This is a genomic window from Mesorhizobium sp. M2A.F.Ca.ET.043.05.1.1, assembly GCF_003952445.1.
Lineage (GTDB): Bacteria > Pseudomonadota > Alphaproteobacteria > Rhizobiales > Rhizobiaceae > Mesorhizobium.
Map to the genome: position 1 here is coordinate 5,387,379 of NZ_CP034446.1, position 19,545 is coordinate 5,406,923.

The window sequence follows — 19,545 nt, forward strand, 5'->3', positions numbered from 1 at the left end:
TTTCAGCGGCATGCTGCCAACAGGATGGCGCGGCAATCCGCCTCTCCGGCCAGATCGATGCGCACCGCCAGGCCGTCGCGAACCGGCTTGCGCAAGGCTTTGGCGCCATCCGGTTCCAGGGTCAGTCGCCTTCGGTCGTCAAGGGCCTGGAGTCTTGACCGCGAGAGGCCAAGCTCGCCGGCAAGCAGGCGGTCCAGCCGCAAAGGCGTCGTCCCCTCCGGCCGAAGCTCGAGCGCCAGCGCGTCGGCGCGTCCCGGCTCTCCGTCGAGCAGCTCCTTTCGGACCGTGACATCGGAAGATTCCTCGAGCCGCCCGGCCCGGTTGCGCAACGCGGCGGCATCGAAGGCAAAGCGGCGTGCAAGCGCCGGATCGTTGCTTTCAAGCGCTGCCAGCAGTGCCGGCTCGATATCGTGGCGGTTTTGTCGTTCCAGGATGGTGAAATTCCAGGAGTTGTCGCAACTCACGCACCGATAGATCAGCCAGACGTCGATGCGCTTGCCATTGGCATTGACGCGGAATTTCTCGCTGCATCGATAGGGTCTCACGCCGCCGCAGCGGTTGCAGTTGCTCAGAGGTCGTGGCGCGATTGCGGGTGCGATCGTCCAGCGGACAAGCAAGGCAGAAGACATGCCGGCAGGCCCTTCCCGTCGGGAAGTCCGTCAGATCGGCAATGTCCGAGATGCCCTTCATGGGCACGGCGTGGCGAAAGACTGTGTTGTCTCGAAATCAAGCGTCGGCGCGATAGCGCTCGACGGCGGCTCAGCAATGCCAAACCGGTCTCGAACCGCCGCCTGAAGAACACTTGAAAATGGAGCAGGCGGCGCCAGTGGCTGCGCCTGCGGTGCATTCAGAGGAGTTGGCGAGACCGGCGGTTACTGAGGCAAAGTCATGCTCGAAAATGGGTAAAATGGAAGGCTGCTTCTAACGGCAGAGTAACGACGGGGCAAGTACCCTCCGTCAGACTCGGCTCAACGCCAGTTCTCGGACGCTGGCGCTGCCCCCTCTCCGTCCGCTGCGCGGACACCTCTCCCCCATTTCATGGGGCGAGGAAACGCCAACCGCCGGCCGCCGCGATCTTTGGAAAGCTTGGGTTCCTCGCCCCCACAAAGTGGGGAGAGGTGGCTCGGCGAAGCCGAGACGGAGAGGGGGAGCGCCGTATGCGATTACCCTGTCTTTGCCAATGTCGCTTCGCCTGGCTAGTATGGCAGCCAATCGCAACCAAGAGGTCCGCCATGCATCTCGCCTCGCTGCTGATCTTCGCCGCCGCTCTGTTCGTCGCCGCCGGCTCGCCCGGGCCGTCCATCGCGGCGCTCGTGGCGCGGGTGATCTCGAAAGGATTCCGCGACGTCTTCCCGTTCCTGCTGGCGATGTGGATCGGAGAGGCGATCTGGCTGTCGCTGGCGGTGTTCGGGCTGGCCGTCGTGGCGCAGACCTTCCACTACGCCTTCGTCGTCGTGAAGTGGGTTGGCGTGGCCTATCTCGCCTGGCTAGCGTTCAAGATGTGGACGGCGCCAGTGGAGGCCAAGGAAGGCGAGATGCCGCGCGAAGATTCGCCCGTGAAACTGTTCTTTGCCGGCATGGCGGTGACGCTCGGCAACCCGAAGATCATGATGTTCTATCTGGCGCTGCTGCCGACCATCATCGATCTCGCCTCGGTCAGCGTCGTCGGCTGGGTCGAGCTGACGCTGACTATGGCTGTCGTGTTGGTCGTCATCGACCTAGCCTGGGTGCTGGCCGCTTCGCAGGCGCGCCGGCTTCTAAAAAGCAAGCGCGCAATGAAGATCGCCAACCGCGTCAGCGCCACGACCATGGCGGGCGCCGCCGCGGCGATCGCCGCGCGCTAAAGCAATTCCAGAAAAAGGGTGAGCGGTTTTCCGCCCGGAATTGCGTCAAACAAAAAGGTTAGAGCGGTTCGCCGTTTCCGCGAACGGCGAAACGCTTAAAGCGGCCGGCCTCACATCATCTCGATGATCGGCGCGATCTCGACGCTGAAGGCCGGGTCCATCAGGATCGGGCACTCCTTGGCTTTGGCGACGGCATCGTCGATGTCCCTGGCCTCGACGATCGTGTAGCCGGCGGTCGGATTGCTGCCGCCATTGTTCTCGACCTTGCCGCTGGGCAGAACCGTCTTGGACATGCCGACCGGATTGCCGCCGTCGACCACGGCGGAGCCCAGTTTGTCGTACCAGCCGGTCCAGGCATCCATAGCCGCTTTCCGTTCGGCCTCATCGGTCGGCATCTTGCCGGAGCCGTGATAGACATAGAGAAATTTCGCCATGTTCTCCTCCCTTGTCGGCGGCGTCGAACCGGCATGCGGCAACGCCGCTTGCGATATGCAGCTGCGCTGCACCCCGATATGCGGCTGCCCCGTAATCGTGAATACGCGGCAATCTCGCAGGTCTGGACATGCAGCCGCGCCGCAATCCTGATCATCGGACCAAATGACGCGGCCGGCAACGAAAAATTCGGTGTTGCTAATATAAGACCTGCGGCCGTCATCTCGCCATGGCGTGGTATTCAGGATTGGGCAGCATGTCGACCGCGGCGGCCACGCGGTTCGACATGTTGAAGAAGGCGGCGGTCGAGGCGATGTCCCAGATGTCGCGGTCCGAAAAGCCCGCCTGGCGCAAGGCGGCTCGGTCGGCTTCCACGATCCTGGCCGGCTCTTCCGTCAGCTTCACGGCGAATTCGAGCATGGCGCGCTGGCGGTCCGACAGATCGGCTGCACGGAAATTCATCACCATCATCTCGCCCAGCGCCGGCTCGCCCGACAGCTGACGCACCGCTGCGCCATGCGCGGTCAGGCAGTAATAGCAATGGTTGATCGAGGAGACGGCCACCGCGATCATCTCGCGCTCCAGCTTCGACAGGCCCGAATCGCCCAGCATCAGATCGTTGTACATGTCGGTGAAGGCGCGCAGCTTCTTCTCGTCGAAGGCATAGGCGAGCAGCACGTTGGGCACGAGGCCGAGCTTCTCCTCGCATTTGGCGAAATAGGCTTTCGTCGCCTCGCTCAGCTCCGCCTGGACAAGGTCAAGCGCGGTTATTTTGCCGGTCATATGGGTTCTCCTTGCAGGCCGATGGCGTCGGTTCGAATTTTTTAATGCGTCGTCAAACCTTTGTCGCGAAACGGCGGTCATCTGCTACGATAGCCACAAAAGCATAAGGCGGGAGGGAAGAAGCGTCATGGCCAGCGTGAAATCCAAGCCGAGGAAGAAAGCGGCAGCCGCCGCGAAAGCGGAGGAGAAGCCCGCAAGGCTTGCCGATTATCTGCTTGCCCGGGCGCCCGCCGAGGATATAGCGGCCTATGACGCCGCCGACCTGGAACGCGCAGGCGAGCTCGCAGCCCGAGCGGTGGCCAGCCACAGGAAGGGCGAAAGCGTCGTCGCCGTCGATGCCGATTCGGGCGTTGCCTGCGACGGACGGCCGGTCACGGTCATCACCGTCGTCAACGACAACATGCCGTTCCTGTTCGATTCCATCCTGGGCGAGATCACCGAGAGCAGCGGCCAGCCGACGCTGGTCACCCATCCGATCGTCACCGTCCGTCACGGCAAGGCCGGCGTCGTCGAGATTCTGGGCGAAGGCGGCAAGGAGGATGACGAGCACGAGCGGCTGAGCGTCGTCCACGTCCACATTCCAAGGCTGACCGCGGAGGAGGCGAAGAGCCTTACCGAGCGGCTGCGCAAGATGCTCTCCCAGGTCCGGGCCGCAGTCGTCGACTGGAAGCGTATGCTCGCCCGCCTCGACCAGGCGATTTCCGAGTTCCGCTATTCCGCGGTGCCGCTAGACAAGAAGAGCGTCGCCGAGGCGATCGCCTTCCTCGAATGGCTGCGCGACGACAATTTCACCTTCCTTGGCATGCGCGAGTTCAAATATGTCGGCGGCGAGGAGAGCGGCTCGCTCGAGCGTGCCGACAAGCCCGGCCTCGGCATCCTGGCGGATCCCGACGTGCTGGTGCTGAGGCGCGGCACCGAGGCGGTGACGACGACCCCGGAGATCCGCGCCTTCCTGCACGGGCCGGAGCCGTTGATCGTCACCAAGGCGAACGCCAAGTCGCTGGTGCACCGCCGCATCTATCTCGACTATGTCGGGGTCAAGACCTACACCGCGAAAGGCGCGCTCGCGGGCGAACTGCGCATCGTCGGCCTTTTCACCTCGACCGCCTACACGCGCTCGGTGATGAAGATCCCCTATCTGCGCTCGAAGGCCGAAACGATCATCGCCAAGTCGGGGTTCAATCCCAACGACCATTCCGGCAAGGCGCTGATCAACGTGCTGGAAAGCTATCCGCGCGACGAGTTCTTTCAGGTTCCGGTGCCGGTCCTGAGAAAGCATGCCAATGCCATTCTCGGGTTGGTCGAGCGGCCGCGGATCAGAGCGCTGGTGCGCGCCGACCAGTTCGATCGTTTCGTTTCGATCCTCGTCTTCGTGCCGCGCGACCGCTATGACAGCGTCGTGCGCGAGAAGATCGGCGCCTATCTCAAGACCGTCTTCGAGGGCCGGCTGTCGGCCTATTACCCGGCCTTCCCGGAAGGCGGGCTGGCGCGCGTGCATTTCATCATCGGCCGCTCCGGCGGCAAGACGCCGAAGATCGAGCAGTCGACGATCGAGGCAGCGATCCGCGACATCGTGCGGACCTGGCAAGACGCGCTCTCCGAGGCCGCGGAAGCGGCTGGCAGCGATCCGGCGCTGAAGGCGATCGCGGCGCGATTCCCCGAGAGCTATCGCGACACCTTCTCGGCCGCCGTGGCGCTGGCCGATGCCGGGCGCATCGCCAAAATCAGCGCCGACAATCCGATCGCCATCGACTATTACCGCCATGCCGACCAGAAGCCGAACCAGGCGGCGCTGAAGATCTACCACCATGGCAGCCCGGTGGCGCTGTCGCGGCGCGTGCCGGTGCTGGAGAATATCGGCTTCCGCGTCATCAGCGAGCGCACCTTCGAGGTCGCCGGCGACCCGGCTGCAACGGTATTCATCCACGACATGGAGCTGGAGAACAGCTTCGGCAACCCAATCAACCTCGCCGATGGCGGGGCGCTGTTCGAGGATGCCTTCCTCTCGGTCTGGCGCGGCGACGTCGATAATGACGGCTACAACGGCCTGGCGCAGACCGCCGGCCTGTGGTCGGGCGAGATCACCATCCTGCGCGCCTATGGCCGCTACCTCCAGCAGGCCGGCATTCCGCAGAGCCAGGATTTCATCGCCGCGGCGCTAAACCGTTATCCGGAGATCGCGCGCGGCCTGCATTCGCTGTTCGTCGCCCGGCTTGGGCCGACGGCGGAAGGCGACGGCGCGGTGACTGCCAAGCACCTCAAGGCCAAGATCAAGGATGCGCTGGAGGAGGTCCCCAATATCGATGACGACACCATCATCCGCCGCTACCTCAACCTGATCGAAGCCTCGCTGCGCACCAATCATTTCGTCGCCGATACGAAAGCGAAGGGGCAGTCGCTGGCGATCAAGCTCGACTCGCAGGCGGTCGAGGGACTGCCGGCGCCGCGGCCATGGCGCGAGATCTTCGTCTACGGCTCCGAGGTCGAGGGCGTGCATCTGCGCTTCGGCCCGGTGGCGCGCGGCGGCCTGCGCTGGTCGGACCGCGCCCAGGACTACCGCACCGAGGTGCTGGGTCTTGTGAAGGCGCAGCAGGTCAAGAACGCGGTTATCGTGCCGGTCGGCGCCAAGGGCGGCTTCTATCCGAAGAAGCTGCCGATGAGCGCCGGGCGCGACGCCATCTTCGAGGCCGGCACCTCGGCCTACAAGAACTTCGTCTCCAGCCTGCTTTCGATCACCGACAATATAGGCGTCGACGGGGTCATCCCGCCGGCCGGCGTGGTGCGGCGCGATCCTGACGATCCCTATTTCGTCGTCGCCGCCGACAAGGGCACGGCGACCTTCTCCGACACCGCCAACGCCATTTCGGAGAAGCATCACTTCTGGCTGGACGATGCCTTCGCCAGCGGCGGCTCGGCCGGCTACGACCACAAGAAGATGGGCATCACCGCCAAGGGCGCCTGGGAAGCGGTGAAGCGGCATTTCCGCGAGATGAACCGCAACATCCAGGCTGAGCCCTTCAGCGTCGTCGGCGTCGGCGACATGTCGGGCGACGTGTTCGGCAACGGCATGCTGTTGTCGCCCGCCACCAAGCTGATCGCCGCCTTCGACCATCGCGACATCTTCATCGATCCCGATCCGGACATGGCCGCCTCAATGGCCGAGCGCCAGCGCATGTTCGCCCTGCCGCGCTCATCCTGGCAGGACTATGACAAGTCGAAGCTGTCGGAAGGCGGCGTCATCGTCTCGCGCAACCAGAAATCGATCACGCTGCCGCAGGCGGCCGCCGCCGCGATCGGCCTCGCCAAGACCACGGCGACGCCCGTCGAGATCATGAGCGCCATCCTCAAGGCGCCGGTCGACCTTCTGTGGTTCGGCGGCATCGGCACCTATGTGCGGGCTTCCGGCGAAAGCAATCAGGATGTCGGCGACCGCGCCAACGACGCCATCCGCGTCACCGCGCTCGATGTCCGGGCGAAGGTCATCGGGGAGGGCGCCAATCTCGGCGTCACGCAGCGGGCGCGCATCGAGTTCGGCATGAATGGCGGCCGCTGCAACTCGGACGCCATCGACAATTCGGGCGGCGTCAACTGCTCCGACGTCGAGGTCAACATCAAGATCGCGCTGGCTTCCGCCATGCGCAAAGGCTCGCTGACGCGGCCGGCGCGCAACAAGCTGCTTTCCGAGATGACCGACGAGGTGAGCGCGCTGGTGCTCTCCAACAACTACCAGCAGACGCTTGCGCTGTCGCTCGCGCGCAAGCGGAGGCTCGCCGACATCGCGCACCAAGCCCGCTTCATGACGGCGCTGGAGGCGCGCGGCCTGCTCGACCGCGCCGTCGAGACGCTGCCTTCGCCGGCGGCGCTCGCCGAGCGCGAGGCGCGCGGCGAGCCGCTGACCAGGGCCGAACTCGGCGTGCTGCTCGCCTATGCCAAGATCGTGCTGTTCTCCGACATCGTCGCCAGCGACGTGCCGGACGAGTCGCATTTCGACCGCGACCTGATGGGCTATTTCCCGGAGCGCATGGCCAAGAAATTCGCCGGCGAAATCCGCGACCACAGGCTGCGGCGCGAGATCATCGCCCGCGTCGTGGCAAACGATCTCGTCAATCGCGGTGGGCCATCCTTCGTCAACCGGCTGCAGGAAGCTACCGGGCGGCCGGCGGCCGATGTCGTGCGCACCTTCGCCGTGGTCCGCGACGGCTTTGCGCTGCCGGCGCTCTACAAGGAGATCGACGCGCTCGACAACCAGATCGACGGGCAGACCCAGCTCGATCTCTACCAGTCCGTCAGCCGGCTCATCTTTGTGACCAGCGGCTGGTATCTGAAGAACGAAGCCGGCTCCGCGCCGCTCGGCCAGCGCATCGCCGAGCTGCAGGAGGCCCGCAAGGCGCTCGAGCCGAAGCTCGTCTCGCTGCTGCCGGCGTTCTCGCGCGAGCGCATAGAGGAGCGGCGGCAAGGTCTGTTCAAGGGCGGCGCGCCGGAGAAGCTCGCCGGGCAGCTCGCCTTGGCCGAGGTGGCCGAGCTGATGCCCGACGTCGCGCTCACCGCGCGCACCGCCAATGCCGACATCGTCAGCGCGGCCAAGGCCTTCTTCGCCGTCAGCGACGCCTTCCGCATCCCGCGCGTCGAGGAAGCGGCGCGCTCGATCATGCCGCCCGACTATTACGACCAGCTGGCGCTGTCACGCGCGACCGACACGATCGGCGTCGCGCGTCGCGGCATCGCGGTGGCGGCTCTGACGGCGCACGGCGCGGCGGCGGATCCGGTCGCGGCGTGGCTGGAAGCCGGCGGCGAACGCGTCGCCCGCATCCGCGAGCGGCTGCAGGCGCTGACCGAAGGCGGCGACATCACCGTGTCGCGGCTGTCGGTGGCATCCGGGCTGATGACCGACCTGACGGGGATGTGAAGTTCCTCGCCCCACCCAGTGGGGAGAGGTGCCGAGCGCAGCGAGGCGGAGAGGGGCTTCGTAGGGTGGGGCCACCCTCCCGCAACGGGTTACCCTGCTTCAGTCGACGCATTCCCCTCTCCGTCTCGGCTTCGCCGAGCCACCTCTTCCCACTTCGTGGGGCGAGGAACTGGCACTTGTTGCGCCACCGCCTGAAAACATGCAGACATGGCGCCCGGCACGAGCGGCCCGAGGGAATCAGCATGGCGGCAGTAGAGACAGTGCAGCGGGCATCGGGGCGCGGCATCTGGGGCTGGATGTTCTTCGACTGGGCGGCGCAGCCTTTCTTCACCGTCGTCACCACCTTCATCTTCGGACCCTATTTCGTCTCGCGCATGGCGAGCGACCCGACCGCCGGGCAGGCCGCCTGGGGTTACGGCATCGCCGCGGCGGGGCTGGTCATCGCGGTGCTGTCGCCGGTGCTCGGCTCGATCGCCGACCAAACCGGGCCGCGCAAGCCGTGGATCGCCTTCTTCGCCACGATCAAGATCGTCAGTCTCAGCCTGCTGTGGTTCGCCGCACCCGGCTCGAACCTGTTCCTGGTCGTGCTGTTGTTTTCGCTGGCCTCGGTGGCGGCCGAATTCTCCACCGTGTTCAACGATTCCATGATGCCGCGGCTGGTGCCGAAGGAGGAGATCGGCCGCATTTCCAACGTCGCCTGGGGTCTCGGCTATCTCGGCGGCATGGTGGCACTGATCTTCGTCGTGCTGTTCCTGGCCGGCAATCTCGAAACCGGCAAGACCCTCATCGGCCTCGATCCGCTGTTCGGGCTGGACCCGAAACTCGGCGAGGATGCGCGCTTCACCGGGCCGATGTCGGCCGGCTGGTATTTCCTGTTCATCCTGCCGATGTTCTTCTTCACGCCCGACGCCATCAAGGGCATCCCGATCGGACCGGCGGTGCGCGAGGGGTTGTCCGAACTGAAGTCGACGCTCGCCGAGGTGCGCCAGCGCAGCGGCATCCTGCGCTTCCTTTTGGCACGCATGATCTATCAAGACGGCGTCAATGCGCTGCTGGCGCTCGGCGGCACCTTCGCGGCCGGGATGTTCCACTGGTCGATCACCGAGATCGGCCTGTTCGGCATCATCCTCAACGTTGTCGCCATCTTCGGCTGCTGGATCGCGGCGCGGCTCGATACCGCGTTCGGCTCGAAGCATGTCGTGATGATCTCGCTGGTGATGCTGTCGGTCGCCACGATCGGCGTCGTCTCGACCGGCCCGGGTTTCACGCTACTCGGACTGATCCCGCTGCCGGCAACCGATTCCGGCGGACTGTTCGGCACCGCGGCCGAAAAGGCCTACATCCTCTATGGCTTGCTGATCGGGCTCGCCTTCGGGCCGGTGCAGGCGTCGTCGCGATCCTATATGGCGCGCAGCGTCACCGCCGCGGAGTCAGGGCGCTATTTCGGCATCTACGCATTGGCGGGGCGGGCGACCAGCTTCCTGGCGCCCTTCATGATTGCAAGCATCACCACGACGAGCGATTCGCCACGGCTCGGCATGGCGGCGATCATCCTGTTCCTCGGCATCGGCATGGCGATACTGGCGGGGACGCCCTATCCGGCGGACAAGCGGTAGCGCTGTGTCCTTCTCCCCTTGTGGGAGAAGGTGGATCGGCGCGCAGCGCCGAGACGGATGAGGGGTGTTCCAGCTTGGCGAGCACGCTCGTCCAGAGCGGTCATCGCCAGCGTCTCATTCCCTGGAGCACCCCTCATCCGTCGCCTTCGGCGACCCCTTCTCCCACAAGGGGAGAAGGGCAAGATGGCTCAATGCCTGAAGTGCCTTACACCGGTAAACACCATGGCTATGCCGTGCTCGTCGGCGGCGGCGATGACGTCGTCGTCGCGCATCGAGCCGCCGGGCTGGATCACCGCAGTGGCGCCGGCCTCGATCGCCGACAAGAGCCCGTCGGCGAAGGGGAAGAAGGCGTCGGAGGCGACGACCGAACCCTTGGTCAGCGGTTCGGCCAGGCCGGCGGCTGCCGCCGCGTCGAGCGCCTTGCGGGCGGCGATGCGCGAGGAATCGACGCGGCTCATCTGGCCGGCGCCGATGCCGACCGTCGCGCCGTTCTTCACATAGACGATGGCGTTCGACTTGACGTGCTTGGCGACGCGAAAGGCGAATTTGAGGTCGGCCAGTTCCGCCGGCGTCGGCGCGCGCTTGGTCACCACTTTCAGCTCGAGGTCGTCGACCACGGCGTTGTCGCGGCTTTGAACAAGCAATCCGCCGGCGACCGACTTCACCGTCGTGCCGGCGGCGCGCGGGTCGGGCAGGCCGCCGGTGACCAGCAGGCGCAAATTCTTCTTCGCCGCGACGATCGCGGCGGCCTCATCGGTCGCGTCCGGCGCGATGATGACCTCGGTGAAGGTCTTCACGATCTCTTCCGCGGCTTCCGCGTCGAGGATGCGGTTCATGGCGACGATGCCGCCGAAGGCCGAGACCGGATCGCAGGCCAGCGCCTTGGCGTAGGCCGCCTTCAGCGACGAGCCTTCGGCGACGCCGCAGGGGTTGGCGTGCTTGATGATGGCGATCGCCGCCGAGCGGGCCGGATCGAACTCGCCGACGAGCTCGAAGGCGGCGTCGGTGTCGTTGATGTTGTTGTAGGAGAGCTGCTTGCCCTGCAATTGCCTGGCAGTGGCGACACCCGGCCGCTTGTCGCCCGAGAGATAGAAGCCCGCATTCTGATGCGGGTTCTCGCCATAGCGCATCACCTGGTCGAGACGGCCGCCGAACGCGCGCCATGTCGGGTGCTCGATCTGGAGCTCTTCGGCGAACCAGCCGGAAATCGCCGCGTCATATGTGGCGGTGCGGGCAAAGGCCTTGGCCGCCAGCTTCTTGCGGAAGTCGAGCGACAGCGAGCCGAGGTTCATCTCCAATGCGTTGACCACCGAAGCATAATCGGCCGGGTCGGTGACGATGGCGACATAGGCGTGGTTCTTGGCCGAGGCGCGGATCATCGCCGGCCCGCCGATGTCGATGTTCTCGACGATCGAGGCATAGCCGGCGCCGGAGCGGCGCACCTCCTCGAACGGGTAGAGGTTCGAGACGACGAGGTCGATCGGCTCGATGTGATGATCGCGCATGGCCTTGGCATGCTCGGCATCGTCGCGGATGCCGAGCAGCGCGCCATGCACCGAAGGATGCAAGGTCTTCACCCGGCCGTCCATGATCTCGGGAAAGCCGGTGAGCTCGGAAACATCGCGCACCGCGAGGCCGGCCTCGGCGATGGTCTTTGCCGTGCCGCCCGTCGAAACCAGTTCGACGCCGGCGGCGGCGAGCGCCTTGGCAAAGTCGACCAGCCCGGTCTTGTCGAAGACGGAAAGCAAGGCCCGGCGCACCGGAACGAGATCCGGCGCCGGAATGTTTTTTGTGGGCACAGCCATGGCGGGCGGCCTTTCAGAGCTGTTGGAAGGGACGTTGGCCGGCCCTAGCATATGAGCCCCGGAAATCAAGTGAATCCGGGATCAGGCGCGCAGCCGTGTTTGTCGGCCAGGCTCAGTTGTTTTCGGGAAAGCCGGCGATCTCGGTGCGGGTCAGCTGCCAGTGCACCTCGGCAATCTCCGAGGCCTTGAAGGCGAGGACGATCTGCCGGCTGCGGCGGGGGCCGCTCAGGCCGGCGAAATAGATCGATTCCTCGACCTCCGGCACGACTTCGGCGCAGGTGAACACCCAGCTGTCGCCCTGCGCGGCGGCAAGCGTCAGCCGGTCGTGGTCGTCCTGCAGCAGCCTGATGTCGGGGTGGACATGGAAGCGCACCGTGACGAAGTCGCGGCCGTTGTTGCGGATCGCGGCATTGCCCGGGCGCAGGAACCGGTCGCGGCCGGCAAGCACGTTGCCGTTCGTGCCGAGCTTCAGCTCGCGCTCGTGCAGGAAGCCGAATTGCTGGACGTAGCCGTCGTGGCGCGCGACGAAACCTTGCATGCCCTTCTGGTCGAGGCGCTTGCAGGGCACGTGCTGCGGGCCGCCGATCAGCGGCGAGCCCAAAAGGTCGCTGACGCGCAGCGAGTGGCTGAAGCGCGCCGACGAGGTGTCGTTGATCGTGGCGGTCGAATGCGCGGCGGTGGCGCGCGCCAGAGGCCGGAATTCGGGGGCGCCGTAGGTGTCGATGCCGGCATTGACGATGAAGTGCTGGCGCCCGGAGGAGAGCTCGAAGGCGAGACAGCCGGCATGCGCGGCGTTGGAGACGTTGATCGGCGGCGGCAGGCCGGTGTCGGCGATCACCGTCACGCCGCCCATCGAAAGGCGCTCATAGCCGGAATGCGGCGCGTGCAGCAGCGGCGCGCCCACCGTGTCGTCATGGCGCAGGATGGTGGCGATGCGGTCATGGATGGTGGCGCCCATGCCGTTGAAGCGGGCCAGGCTGCCGTCCTGGTGGCGGAAAAAGCGCAGCGCCGGCAACATGCGGTCGATGGCGCCGATCAGGGCCGCCGGCGGCGCCTCGGCCTGGTTGGCATAGGTCTGGCGCAGCGGCAGGAGATCGGCGAGCAGTTCCAGCACCGCCATCGGTTTGCGCGAGATGTGGCCGCCATCGGGCAGGATCTGATGCTCCAGCTCCTCGGCCAGGTTGCGCGTCGCGGAACGCAGCGCCGAAGCCGGCGCCGGCAGCGACAGCGCGGCGAAGGCGAGCGCGATGCGGGCGCGCAGCCTGGCCTCGCCGTCCGGCATCTCACGCGCCACCGAGCGCAGGTAGCGAATCTGCACGGCAAGCGATTTAAGGAAGGCGCGATAGAACGGGAATTCGGCGCCTTGCAGCACCACCGAGGAATGCTGCAGCCAGGCGATCACGCGCTTGGCCGTCGTTCCCGGCTCCCAGGCGATGCCCGAAATCTGATTGCCGTGCATGGCAATCCAGTCGGTCACCAGGGCTCTCGCATTGGCGGCGGCGAGCTCGGTGCCGGCGGCGCGCATATGGCGCAGCCAGCGGAAGCCATGCAGCGATTTCTGCCAGCCGCGATTGGGCACGTCGAGCTGAAAGGGCGAGGTGCCGCCGGTCTCGACCAGATGGCCGGACAGCGGGTAGCGGCCGTAATAAATTTCCAGGGCGATTTGCGGATCGGCGAGCCGCAAATCCGGCGGGGCGATCAGGACGCGTTCGGGCGTGCGGCCGGAATAGCGCCAGCGATAGACCGGACCGGCGCGCAAACGCCGGCGCGTCTTGCGCCAGAACTCCTTCGCGACGAGCGTCCATAGACGCGTCGTGTTGCCGGCAACAAGTGCCAAAAGCCCTCCAGAGGTCCCCATTACCCAAGCGCAAGCTTATGCGATTCAAGAACTTATGCGAAGGAGGATTTCGCCGAAGTGAACCGCTTCACGCCGCCTTGCCGGTACCGATCCCTAAAAAAGTCAGCACGTTTTTGCGAGATAACGACTCAACCGGCCCGTCTCATCCGGACCGCGAAGAAGCCGTCCAGACCGGAAATCCCCGGCGATTCAAGCATTAGGTCGGCGGGCGTCGTGCGCAGCGTGCCCGCAGATGTAAGGAACGGATCGACCTCGGCGAACTCGCCCGGGTGGATCGGGTCGTCGATCACCCCGGGGGTTTCGGCAAGGAAGGCGCGGGAAAGCTCCTCGCCTTCGATCGGGTCGAGCGAGCAGTTGGAAAAGACGATGCGGCCGCCGGGCCTGACGAGACCGACGGCATGGGCAAGGAGGCGACGCTGGAGATCGGCGAGCTTTTCGACATCCGCCATGGTCTTGGTCCAGGGCACATCGGGATGGCGACGCACGGTTCCGGTCGAGGAGCAGGGCGAGTCGAGCAGCACGGCGTCGAACAGCTCCGCCGGCCGGTAATCCATGAGATCGGTCTGGACCAGATCGGCCGTCAGGCCGAGGCGATCGAGATTCTGCTTGAGCCGCGCCAGCCGGTTCTTCGAGGTGTCGACCGCGGTGACGTCGGCGCCGGCCAGAATAAGCTGCGCCGTCTTGCCGCCGGGCGCGGCGCAGAGGTCGGCGACGCGTTTTCCGCTTATGTCGCCGAACAGGCGCGCCGGCAGGCTGGCGGCCGTGTCCTGCACCCACCAGGCGCCATCGGCGAAACCGGGTAGGTCGATGACATTGGCCGAGAGCTTTTCGACACGCACCGTGCCGGTCGGCAGAACGATGCCGCCCAGGCGCTCGGCCCAAAGCGCTGGATCGGCCTTGACGGTGAAATCGACCGGCGCCTCGTGGCGATGCGCGGCAAGAATGGCGCGCGCCTTGTCGGCTCCGTAGGCGGCGGTCAGCCGCTCGGCAAACCATTGCGGCGCCTCGCTGGTGGCGGCAAGCGCCGGGGCAAGCTCGGCCTCCTTGGCGCGGGCCAGCGAACGCAGCACGCCGTTGACGAGGCCGGAGAAGCGGGTGGTGCGCGGATCGGATTTGGCGTGGGTGACGGCAAGGTCGACGGCGGCGCTGTCTGGGACGTCGAGAAACAGGATCTGCGCGGCGGCGACATTGAGGATATGCGAGAGCGCAGTGGCATTGGCGGGCAGGGGCTTTTCCAACCGTTTCGACAGCAGCCCGGCAATGGTCATGCGGTGGCGCAGCGCGGTCACCAGGATGGCCCGCACCAGCGCGCGGTCGCGGCCGTCCAGCACCTTGTATTGCGGGTGGCCGTGCTCGTTGTCGGTCAGCCCGTCCAACGGCGTGCGGGCATCGATGACGGCGGCAAGCAGACGCGCCGCCGCCTTACGCGCGGCAAGACCGGCTATCTCGTCACCGGCCTTGTGTTGCGCATTGCCTGGCTGTCCGCGCCTCGGCGGCGTCACGACCAGGGACCTTTCGACCGGCGCGGTCCGGTCGGGTTACGGCCCCAGGGATTGGTTTTCGGCTGCGGTGGTTCGGCAGGCGGGGCGGGTTCCGTCCGCTTACCCCATGGACCGGCCGACGCCTCCTCGGGCTGGATGGGCGGCGCGGAAGCCTCGCGCCGATTGGCTGGCGACGCACGACCCATCTCGCTTGCCATCTCCTGCAGCGCGGCGATGCGGTTCTCGGTGCTCGGATGGGTCGAGAACAGATTGTCCATGCGTTCGCCATGCAGGGGGTTGATGATGAAGAGATGCGCCATCGCCGGGTTGCGCTCGGCATCCTCATTGGGGATCTGCTCCGCGCCGCGCGCGATCTTGGCGAGCGCCGAGGCCAGCCACAGCGGATTGCCGCAGATCTCGGCGCCGCGCCGGTCGGCCTCGTATTCGCGGGTGCGGCTCACCGCCATCTGCACGATCATGGCGGCGAAGGGCGCAACGATCATCGCCACAAGCACGCCGACGAAGCCGAAGGAATTGTTGTTCTCGCGGCTGCCGCCGAGGAAGAAGGCGAAATTGCCGAGCATCGAGATCGCGCCGGCAAGCGTCGCCACGATCGTCATGGTCAGCGTGTCGCGATGCTGCACATGGGCAAGCTCATGCGCCATCACCGCCGCGACCTCCTCGTGGGAGAGTCGCTGGAGCAGGCCGGTGGATGCGGCCACCGCGGCATTCTCGGGATTGCGGCCGGTGGCGAAGGCGTTGGGCTGCGGGTTGTCGATCAGATAGGTCTTCGGCATCGGCAGGCCGGCCTGCTTGGCCAGCGCCTGGACGATCGCGTAATATTCGGGCGCATTCTTCTCGTCGACCTCGATGGCGCGGTTCATCGATAGCACCATCTTGTCGGCGTTCCAGTAGCTGAACAAATTGGTGCCGGCGGCGATCAAAAGCGCGATGACCATGCCGCCCGAGCCGCCGATCAGATAGCCGACGCCCATGAACAGCGCCGTCATCGCGGCTAGCAGCATTGCGGTGCGAAGCGTGTTCATCGTTTCATCCGTCCGGGCCGATGGAGAATTGGGGTCGATCCTTTTGTGGTCATGGCTATATGATGGGAAAGGCCGGGCCCCGTTTCAATCGGCAGGGAATATCGCATGACCGAACTGACCAACAAGACCGAAACCGGGGGCGAAGGCGATGGGCTGCGAAAGATGCTGACGCCGGCCGCGAGCCGCGCGCTGGCGGAGGCCGAGGCCAGGCGCAGGGAATATCGCGAGGCCGAGGCAAAATTGCCGAAGGAAATCGGCGGCCGCGGCGGCAAGGAACCCGGCCGCTATGGCGATTGGGAAGTGAAGGGCCTCGCCACCGACTTCTGACAGGAACCGATTCCCGAGCGGAGTCTGCCGAATAATTGTCACGCGGATTGCATGCGTTGATGATTGGTGGAAGGTCCGTCACTTCATCCTATGGCGAAGCAAGGAGCGAAGCGACGCGCGCAGACCATAGGATCCTGTGTGTTGGTTCTGGTGTATGGTTCGAAGTGGGAAGGAGACCGAGTGGATCCTGGTCGTCCTTTCGGACAGGCCGTGGCATGGCCCGGTCCCTTCCCACCGGTGAACCATCAACCTGAACAGTTGCACGGGGCTGTTACAAGCAGACCTCGCACCACAGGAAGAGGCGTGGACATGATAGCCCAGAACTATGTCGGCTGCGACATCTCCAAGCAGTGGCTCGACTTTTTTGATGAGACAAGCGGCCGTCTTCGGCGCATCGACAACCAGGCCGATGCGATCGCGGCTTATGTGGCGGGTCTTGATCCCAGTCGGGACTTCGTCGTCATGGAGGCGACAGGCGTGCATGACCGGCTGCTGCGTCATGCGCTGGCCAAGGCCGGCGTGCCGTTCTCGCGGCACAACCCGGCACACACCCACCACTATTCGAAGTCGACGCGCCGGCGCGCCAAGACCGATCCTCTCGATGCCAGGATGCTGAGCGACTATGGCCGTCGCTATAACCCTGAAGCCGAGCCGGCGCCGCGCGAAGAAGTCGAGCGGCTTCAATCGCTTGCCGGCCACCGCGACCACCTGGTCGAGATGCGGGCAGCGCTGAAGAAGCACCTCGCCGAGGCCTTCGATGAGATCGTCATTGCCGATCTGGAAGAGACGATCTCCTTCCTTGACACGCGCATCAAGGCGTTCGAGAGCCAGATTGCCGAAGTCATTCGTCAAAACCAGGACACCGCTCGCGACCATGCGCTGATGGTCTCCGTGCCCGGTGTCTCCAAGGTCGGCGCGCTCTCGCTGCTGGCGCTCCTGCCCGAGCTCGGCCAGCGCTCACCCAAGGCGATCGCGGCACTGGCCGGCCTTGCCCCGTTCGACAACAAGAGCGGCAAGCTCAACCGCAGGAGCCATATCCAGGGCGGGCGATCACGCGTGCGCCGCGCCCTCTATATGGCTGCCCTCACCGCCATCAGAACCTGTGAGCGCTTCAAGACCTTCTACACCGCACTTGCTGCCCGCTCAGGCTCCAAGAAACTGGCTATCATCGCCGTCGCAAGGAAGCTCTTGGTCGTCCTCAATGCCATCATGCGCGACAAAATCGCCTTCGCATGAACACAGTTGCCATTCCGTGACGTCGAGGCGTTTCGGCGGTCCAGAATTCTGCTCCGCTGCATTCCTCGGCCAAGGTCACGGAATGGATCCTCGGGTCTGCACTCCGCTGCGCGTCGCTCCGCCCGTGGATGACGAAATTCGTAAGCTTCGGCCGATCTCGAAGGTTTGGTTGATTTGGCGAAACGAACGGTGAAAATCTCACCTGCCGACAAGCCTCCAATCCGTCAAAATCCCCGAACGAAGGGCTAGGCCGCCGCCTGGGTCGGCGACAAAACGATGAAACCACTGTCGTCAGTCGCAATGCCGATTTCATCGTAGGAACGGATCGTCGGGTGCGACGTGACCATAGGGTGGACGTGCGTGGCGCTGATCACCATCACCGAGGCGCCGGAAGCCTCGCCCGCCGCGATGCCTGCCGGCGCATCCTCGAAGACCAGGCAGTCGCGCGCCTCGACTCCAAGATGCTGTGCCGCCAGGAGAAAACAATCCGGCGCCGGCTTGCCATGGGTCACGTCCTCGGCCGTGACCATCATGGCGGGAACCGGGATGCCGGCCGCCCTGATGCGCAGCAGCGCCAGCTCGCGCGGCGCCGAGGTGACGATGGCCCAGCGCTCCGGCGGCAGCGATTCCAGGAACGCGACGGCACCGGGGATAGGGATGATGCCTTCGAGGTCGTCCGCCTCGGCCCTGAGCAGCGCATCGGCTTCCGCAACCGCATCGACGCCCGCGAGCCTCAGTCCGGCGATCGTCTCGATCGCCCGCTTGCCGTGGATCGTCGGCAGGAAGCTTGCCACGTCGAGCCCGTGGCGCTCGGCCCATTTCGTCCACACCCGTTCTGCCGCGGCGATCGAATTGAGCACCGTCCCGTCCATGTCAAACAGGAAGGCAGCGAACTTTGAGCCTGCGAACATCGAGTTTTCCTGGAGAATCGTTTTCGGGGAGGGCGAAACGTGCTACCCAGTTTAGACCGGCCATCGCTGGCTGAGAAGGCGAGATGCGCGCATTTCGATTCCGCGCGGGAACAACCTTCGGTTCGTTGCGTTGAAAGGGCTGTCTTTCCAACATCATCACAAGGGGGATGCGATGCTGATCCGGCTCGGCTACGAAATCGCCATCGAATGCGCGGCGGCAACGCCGATCATCTCGCTTCTCGACATCCATCCCGACCGGCAAGCCGACATCAAGCGGCAGACGCGGGTCCTGACCTCGCCGTCGGTGCCGACCCGGACCTACCACGATCGCCACGGCAATATCTGCCGTCGCTTCACGGCGCCCGCCGGAAGTTTCCGCATCCTCTACGACGCGGCGATCGAGGACAGCGGCGAGACCGACGAGGTCAACACGCTGGCGCGGGAAACGCCGGTCGCGGAACTGCCCGACGATGTGCTGGTTTATCTGCTTGGCAGCCGCTATTGCGAGACCGATCATCTCAGCGACGTCGCCTGGCGGCGTTTCGGCCAGCTGCCGCCAGGCTGGGCGCGCGTCCAGGCAATCGTCGACTATGTCAACAGCCGGCTCTCCTTCGGCTACGGCTATGCGCGCGCCACGCGCACGGCGGCACAGGCGCATGAGGAGCGTGTCGGGGTCTGCCGCGATTTCGCGCATCTGGCGATCACGCTTTGCCGATGCATGAACATTCCGGCGCGCTACGTGAACGGCTATCTCGGCGATATCGGCGTGCCGGTCGATCCGGCGCCGATGGATTTCTCGGCCTGGATGGAAGTCTTCCTCGACGGCAAATGGTACACGTTCGACCCGCGCCACAACCGGCCGCGCATCGGCCGCGTCGTCATCGCGCGCGGCCGCGACGCCACCGACGTGCCGCTGCTGCACAGTTTCGGTCCGCATCGGCTCGCCTTGTTCAAGGTTTGGACCTATGAGCAGGAAGGCAACCGCTTCAATCCTCCGCACCACGGCGTCGACCGGACGGTCAGCGCGCAGATGCTGGCTTGAGGTCGGTTGATATTCAGGTGAGGCCGGCCTGCGAATGGAGGTTTCCTGCGCTTCCGGTGCTCACGTACTACAAGTACGTTCCGCTCCGGTTCTCAGAAACCACCATTCTCGACTCGGCCTGACCTGAATCTCAACCGACCCAGCGCCGCACCCTGTCTCATCGGGGCCCATGGCAGCCGCTGACCCGCTTCGGCACAGTTCGATTGTGCCGAAGCGAGAACGATCGCGACAGCGGCCGGCACCATGGTAAGCGCTTCA

General features: G+C 65.4%; 14 protein-coding genes. 6 read left to right on the forward strand and 8 right to left on the reverse strand.

Translation table 11 applies throughout. The features are described 5' to 3' along the window. Positions 1-2: 2 nt before the first annotated feature. Positions 3-545: a DUF1062 domain-containing protein gene (locus tag EJ069_RS26140; protein ID WP_348639343.1), complete on the reverse strand. Its 543-nt coding sequence runs from the start codon at positions 543-545 to the stop codon at positions 3-5. Between the two features lie 687 nt (positions 546-1,232). Here EJ069_RS26140 and EJ069_RS26145 point away from each other — a divergent pair. Beyond that, a complete protein-coding gene (locus EJ069_RS26145; RefSeq protein WP_126063761.1) occupies positions 1,233-1,844 on the forward strand; it encodes a LysE family translocator in 612 nt (203 codons plus the stop codon). A gap of 110 nt (positions 1,845-1,954) precedes the next feature. Here the strand turns inward: EJ069_RS26145 and EJ069_RS26150 are convergent, their stop codons facing one another. Next, a complete protein-coding gene (locus tag EJ069_RS26150; RefSeq protein ID WP_126063762.1) occupies positions 1,955-2,278 on the reverse strand; it encodes a YciI family protein in 324 nt (107 codons plus the stop codon). 217 nt (positions 2,279-2,495) lie between these two features. Further along, the gene (locus tag EJ069_RS26155) at positions 2,496-3,059 is read right to left on the reverse strand and encodes a peroxidase-related enzyme (protein WP_126063763.1); all 564 of its coding nucleotides are present in this window, start codon (positions 3,057-3,059) and stop codon (positions 2,496-2,498) included. A 127-nt stretch (positions 3,060-3,186) separates the two neighbouring features. On the opposite strand from EJ069_RS26155, the gene EJ069_RS26160 reads away from it, so the two are divergent. Beyond that, on the forward strand, positions 3,187-7,965 hold the full coding sequence (locus EJ069_RS26160) for an NAD-glutamate dehydrogenase (RefSeq protein ID WP_126063764.1): 4,779 nt from the start codon (positions 3,187-3,189) through the stop codon (positions 7,963-7,965). A gap of 242 nt (positions 7,966-8,207) precedes the next feature. Next, a complete protein-coding gene (locus EJ069_RS26165) occupies positions 8,208-9,581 on the forward strand; it encodes an MFS transporter (RefSeq protein WP_126063765.1) in 1,374 nt (457 codons plus the stop codon). Positions 9,582-9,769: 188 nt separating this feature from the next. Here EJ069_RS26165 and purH read toward each other — a convergent pair whose 3' ends face one another. The 4 genes from purH to htpX all read right to left on the reverse strand — a co-directional run bounded on the left by purH (position 9,770) and on the right by htpX (position 15,771). Further along, positions 9,770-11,386 (reverse strand): bifunctional phosphoribosylaminoimidazolecarboxamide formyltransferase/IMP cyclohydrolase, encoded by a 1,617-nt coding sequence (gene purH, locus EJ069_RS26170; protein WP_126063766.1) that lies wholly within the window; start codon positions 11,384-11,386, stop codon positions 9,770-9,772. 112 nt (positions 11,387-11,498) lie between these two features. Further along, positions 11,499-13,223 (reverse strand): heparinase II/III family protein, encoded by a 1,725-nt coding sequence (locus EJ069_RS26175; protein WP_126063767.1) that lies wholly within the window; start codon positions 13,221-13,223, stop codon positions 11,499-11,501. A gap of 149 nt (positions 13,224-13,372) precedes the next feature. Next, on the reverse strand, positions 13,373-14,752 hold the full coding sequence (locus EJ069_RS26180; RefSeq protein WP_126063768.1) for an RsmB/NOP family class I SAM-dependent RNA methyltransferase: 1,380 nt from the start codon (positions 14,750-14,752) through the stop codon (positions 13,373-13,375). Continuing rightward, entirely contained in the window at positions 14,743-15,771 is a 1,029-nt protein-coding gene (gene htpX / locus EJ069_RS26185) for a zinc metalloprotease HtpX (protein ID WP_126063769.1), read from the reverse strand. Before htpX ends, EJ069_RS26180 begins: the two co-directional genes overlap by 10 nt. Positions 15,772-15,876: 105 nt before the next feature. Here htpX and EJ069_RS26190 point away from each other — a divergent pair, with 105 nt between their 5' ends. Further along, on the forward strand, positions 15,877-16,098 hold the full coding sequence (locus EJ069_RS26190; RefSeq protein WP_126063770.1) for a DUF1674 domain-containing protein: 222 nt from the start codon (positions 15,877-15,879) through the stop codon (positions 16,096-16,098). 309 nt (positions 16,099-16,407) lie between these two features. Then, on the forward strand, positions 16,408-17,334 hold the full coding sequence (locus tag EJ069_RS26195) for a transposase (protein ID WP_126059570.1): 927 nt from the start codon (positions 16,408-16,410) through the stop codon (positions 17,332-17,334). A gap of 245 nt (positions 17,335-17,579) precedes the next feature. Here EJ069_RS26195 and EJ069_RS26200 read toward each other — a convergent pair whose 3' ends face one another. After that, positions 17,580-18,245, reverse strand: coding sequence for an HAD-IA family hydrolase (locus EJ069_RS26200; protein WP_126063772.1), 666 nt, complete (start codon positions 18,243-18,245; stop codon positions 17,580-17,582). 172 nt (positions 18,246-18,417) lie between these two features. On the opposite strand from EJ069_RS26200, the gene EJ069_RS26205 reads away from it, so the two are divergent. Further along, positions 18,418-19,287 carry a transglutaminase family protein gene (locus tag EJ069_RS26205; protein ID WP_126063773.1) on the forward strand — a complete coding sequence of 290 codons (870 nt, stop codon included), beginning with the start codon at positions 18,418-18,420 and terminating at the stop codon, positions 19,285-19,287. Positions 19,288-19,545 lie beyond the last annotated feature (258 nt).

Coding starts and splice junctions, on each gene's coding strand:
- EJ069_RS26145 (WP_126063761.1), top strand. CDS start 1,233: ATGCATCTCGCCTCGCTGCTGATCTTCGCCGCCGCTCTGTTCGTCGCC.
- EJ069_RS26150 (WP_126063762.1), bottom strand. CDS start 2,278: ATGGCGAAATTTCTCTATGTCTATCACGGCTCCGGCAAGATGCCGACC.
- EJ069_RS26155 (WP_126063763.1), bottom strand. CDS start 3,059: ATGACCGGCAAAATAACCGCGCTTGACCTTGTCCAGGCGGAGCTGAGC.
- EJ069_RS26160 (WP_126063764.1), top strand. CDS start 3,187: ATGGCCAGCGTGAAATCCAAGCCGAGGAAGAAAGCGGCAGCCGCCGCG.
- EJ069_RS26165 (WP_126063765.1), top strand. CDS start 8,208: ATGGCGGCAGTAGAGACAGTGCAGCGGGCATCGGGGCGCGGCATCTGG.
- purH (WP_126063766.1), bottom strand. CDS start 11,386: ATGGCTGTGCCCACAAAAAACATTCCGGCGCCGGATCTCGTTCCGGTG.
- htpX (WP_126063769.1), bottom strand. CDS start 15,771: ATGAACACGCTTCGCACCGCAATGCTGCTAGCCGCGATGACGGCGCTG.
- EJ069_RS26190 (WP_126063770.1), top strand. CDS start 15,877: ATGACCGAACTGACCAACAAGACCGAAACCGGGGGCGAAGGCGATGGG.
- EJ069_RS26195 (WP_126059570.1), top strand. CDS start 16,408: ATGATAGCCCAGAACTATGTCGGCTGCGACATCTCCAAGCAGTGGCTC.
- EJ069_RS26200 (WP_126063772.1), bottom strand. CDS start 18,245: ATGTTCGCAGGCTCAAAGTTCGCTGCCTTCCTGTTTGACATGGACGGG.
- EJ069_RS26205 (WP_126063773.1), top strand. CDS start 18,418: ATGCTGATCCGGCTCGGCTACGAAATCGCCATCGAATGCGCGGCGGCA.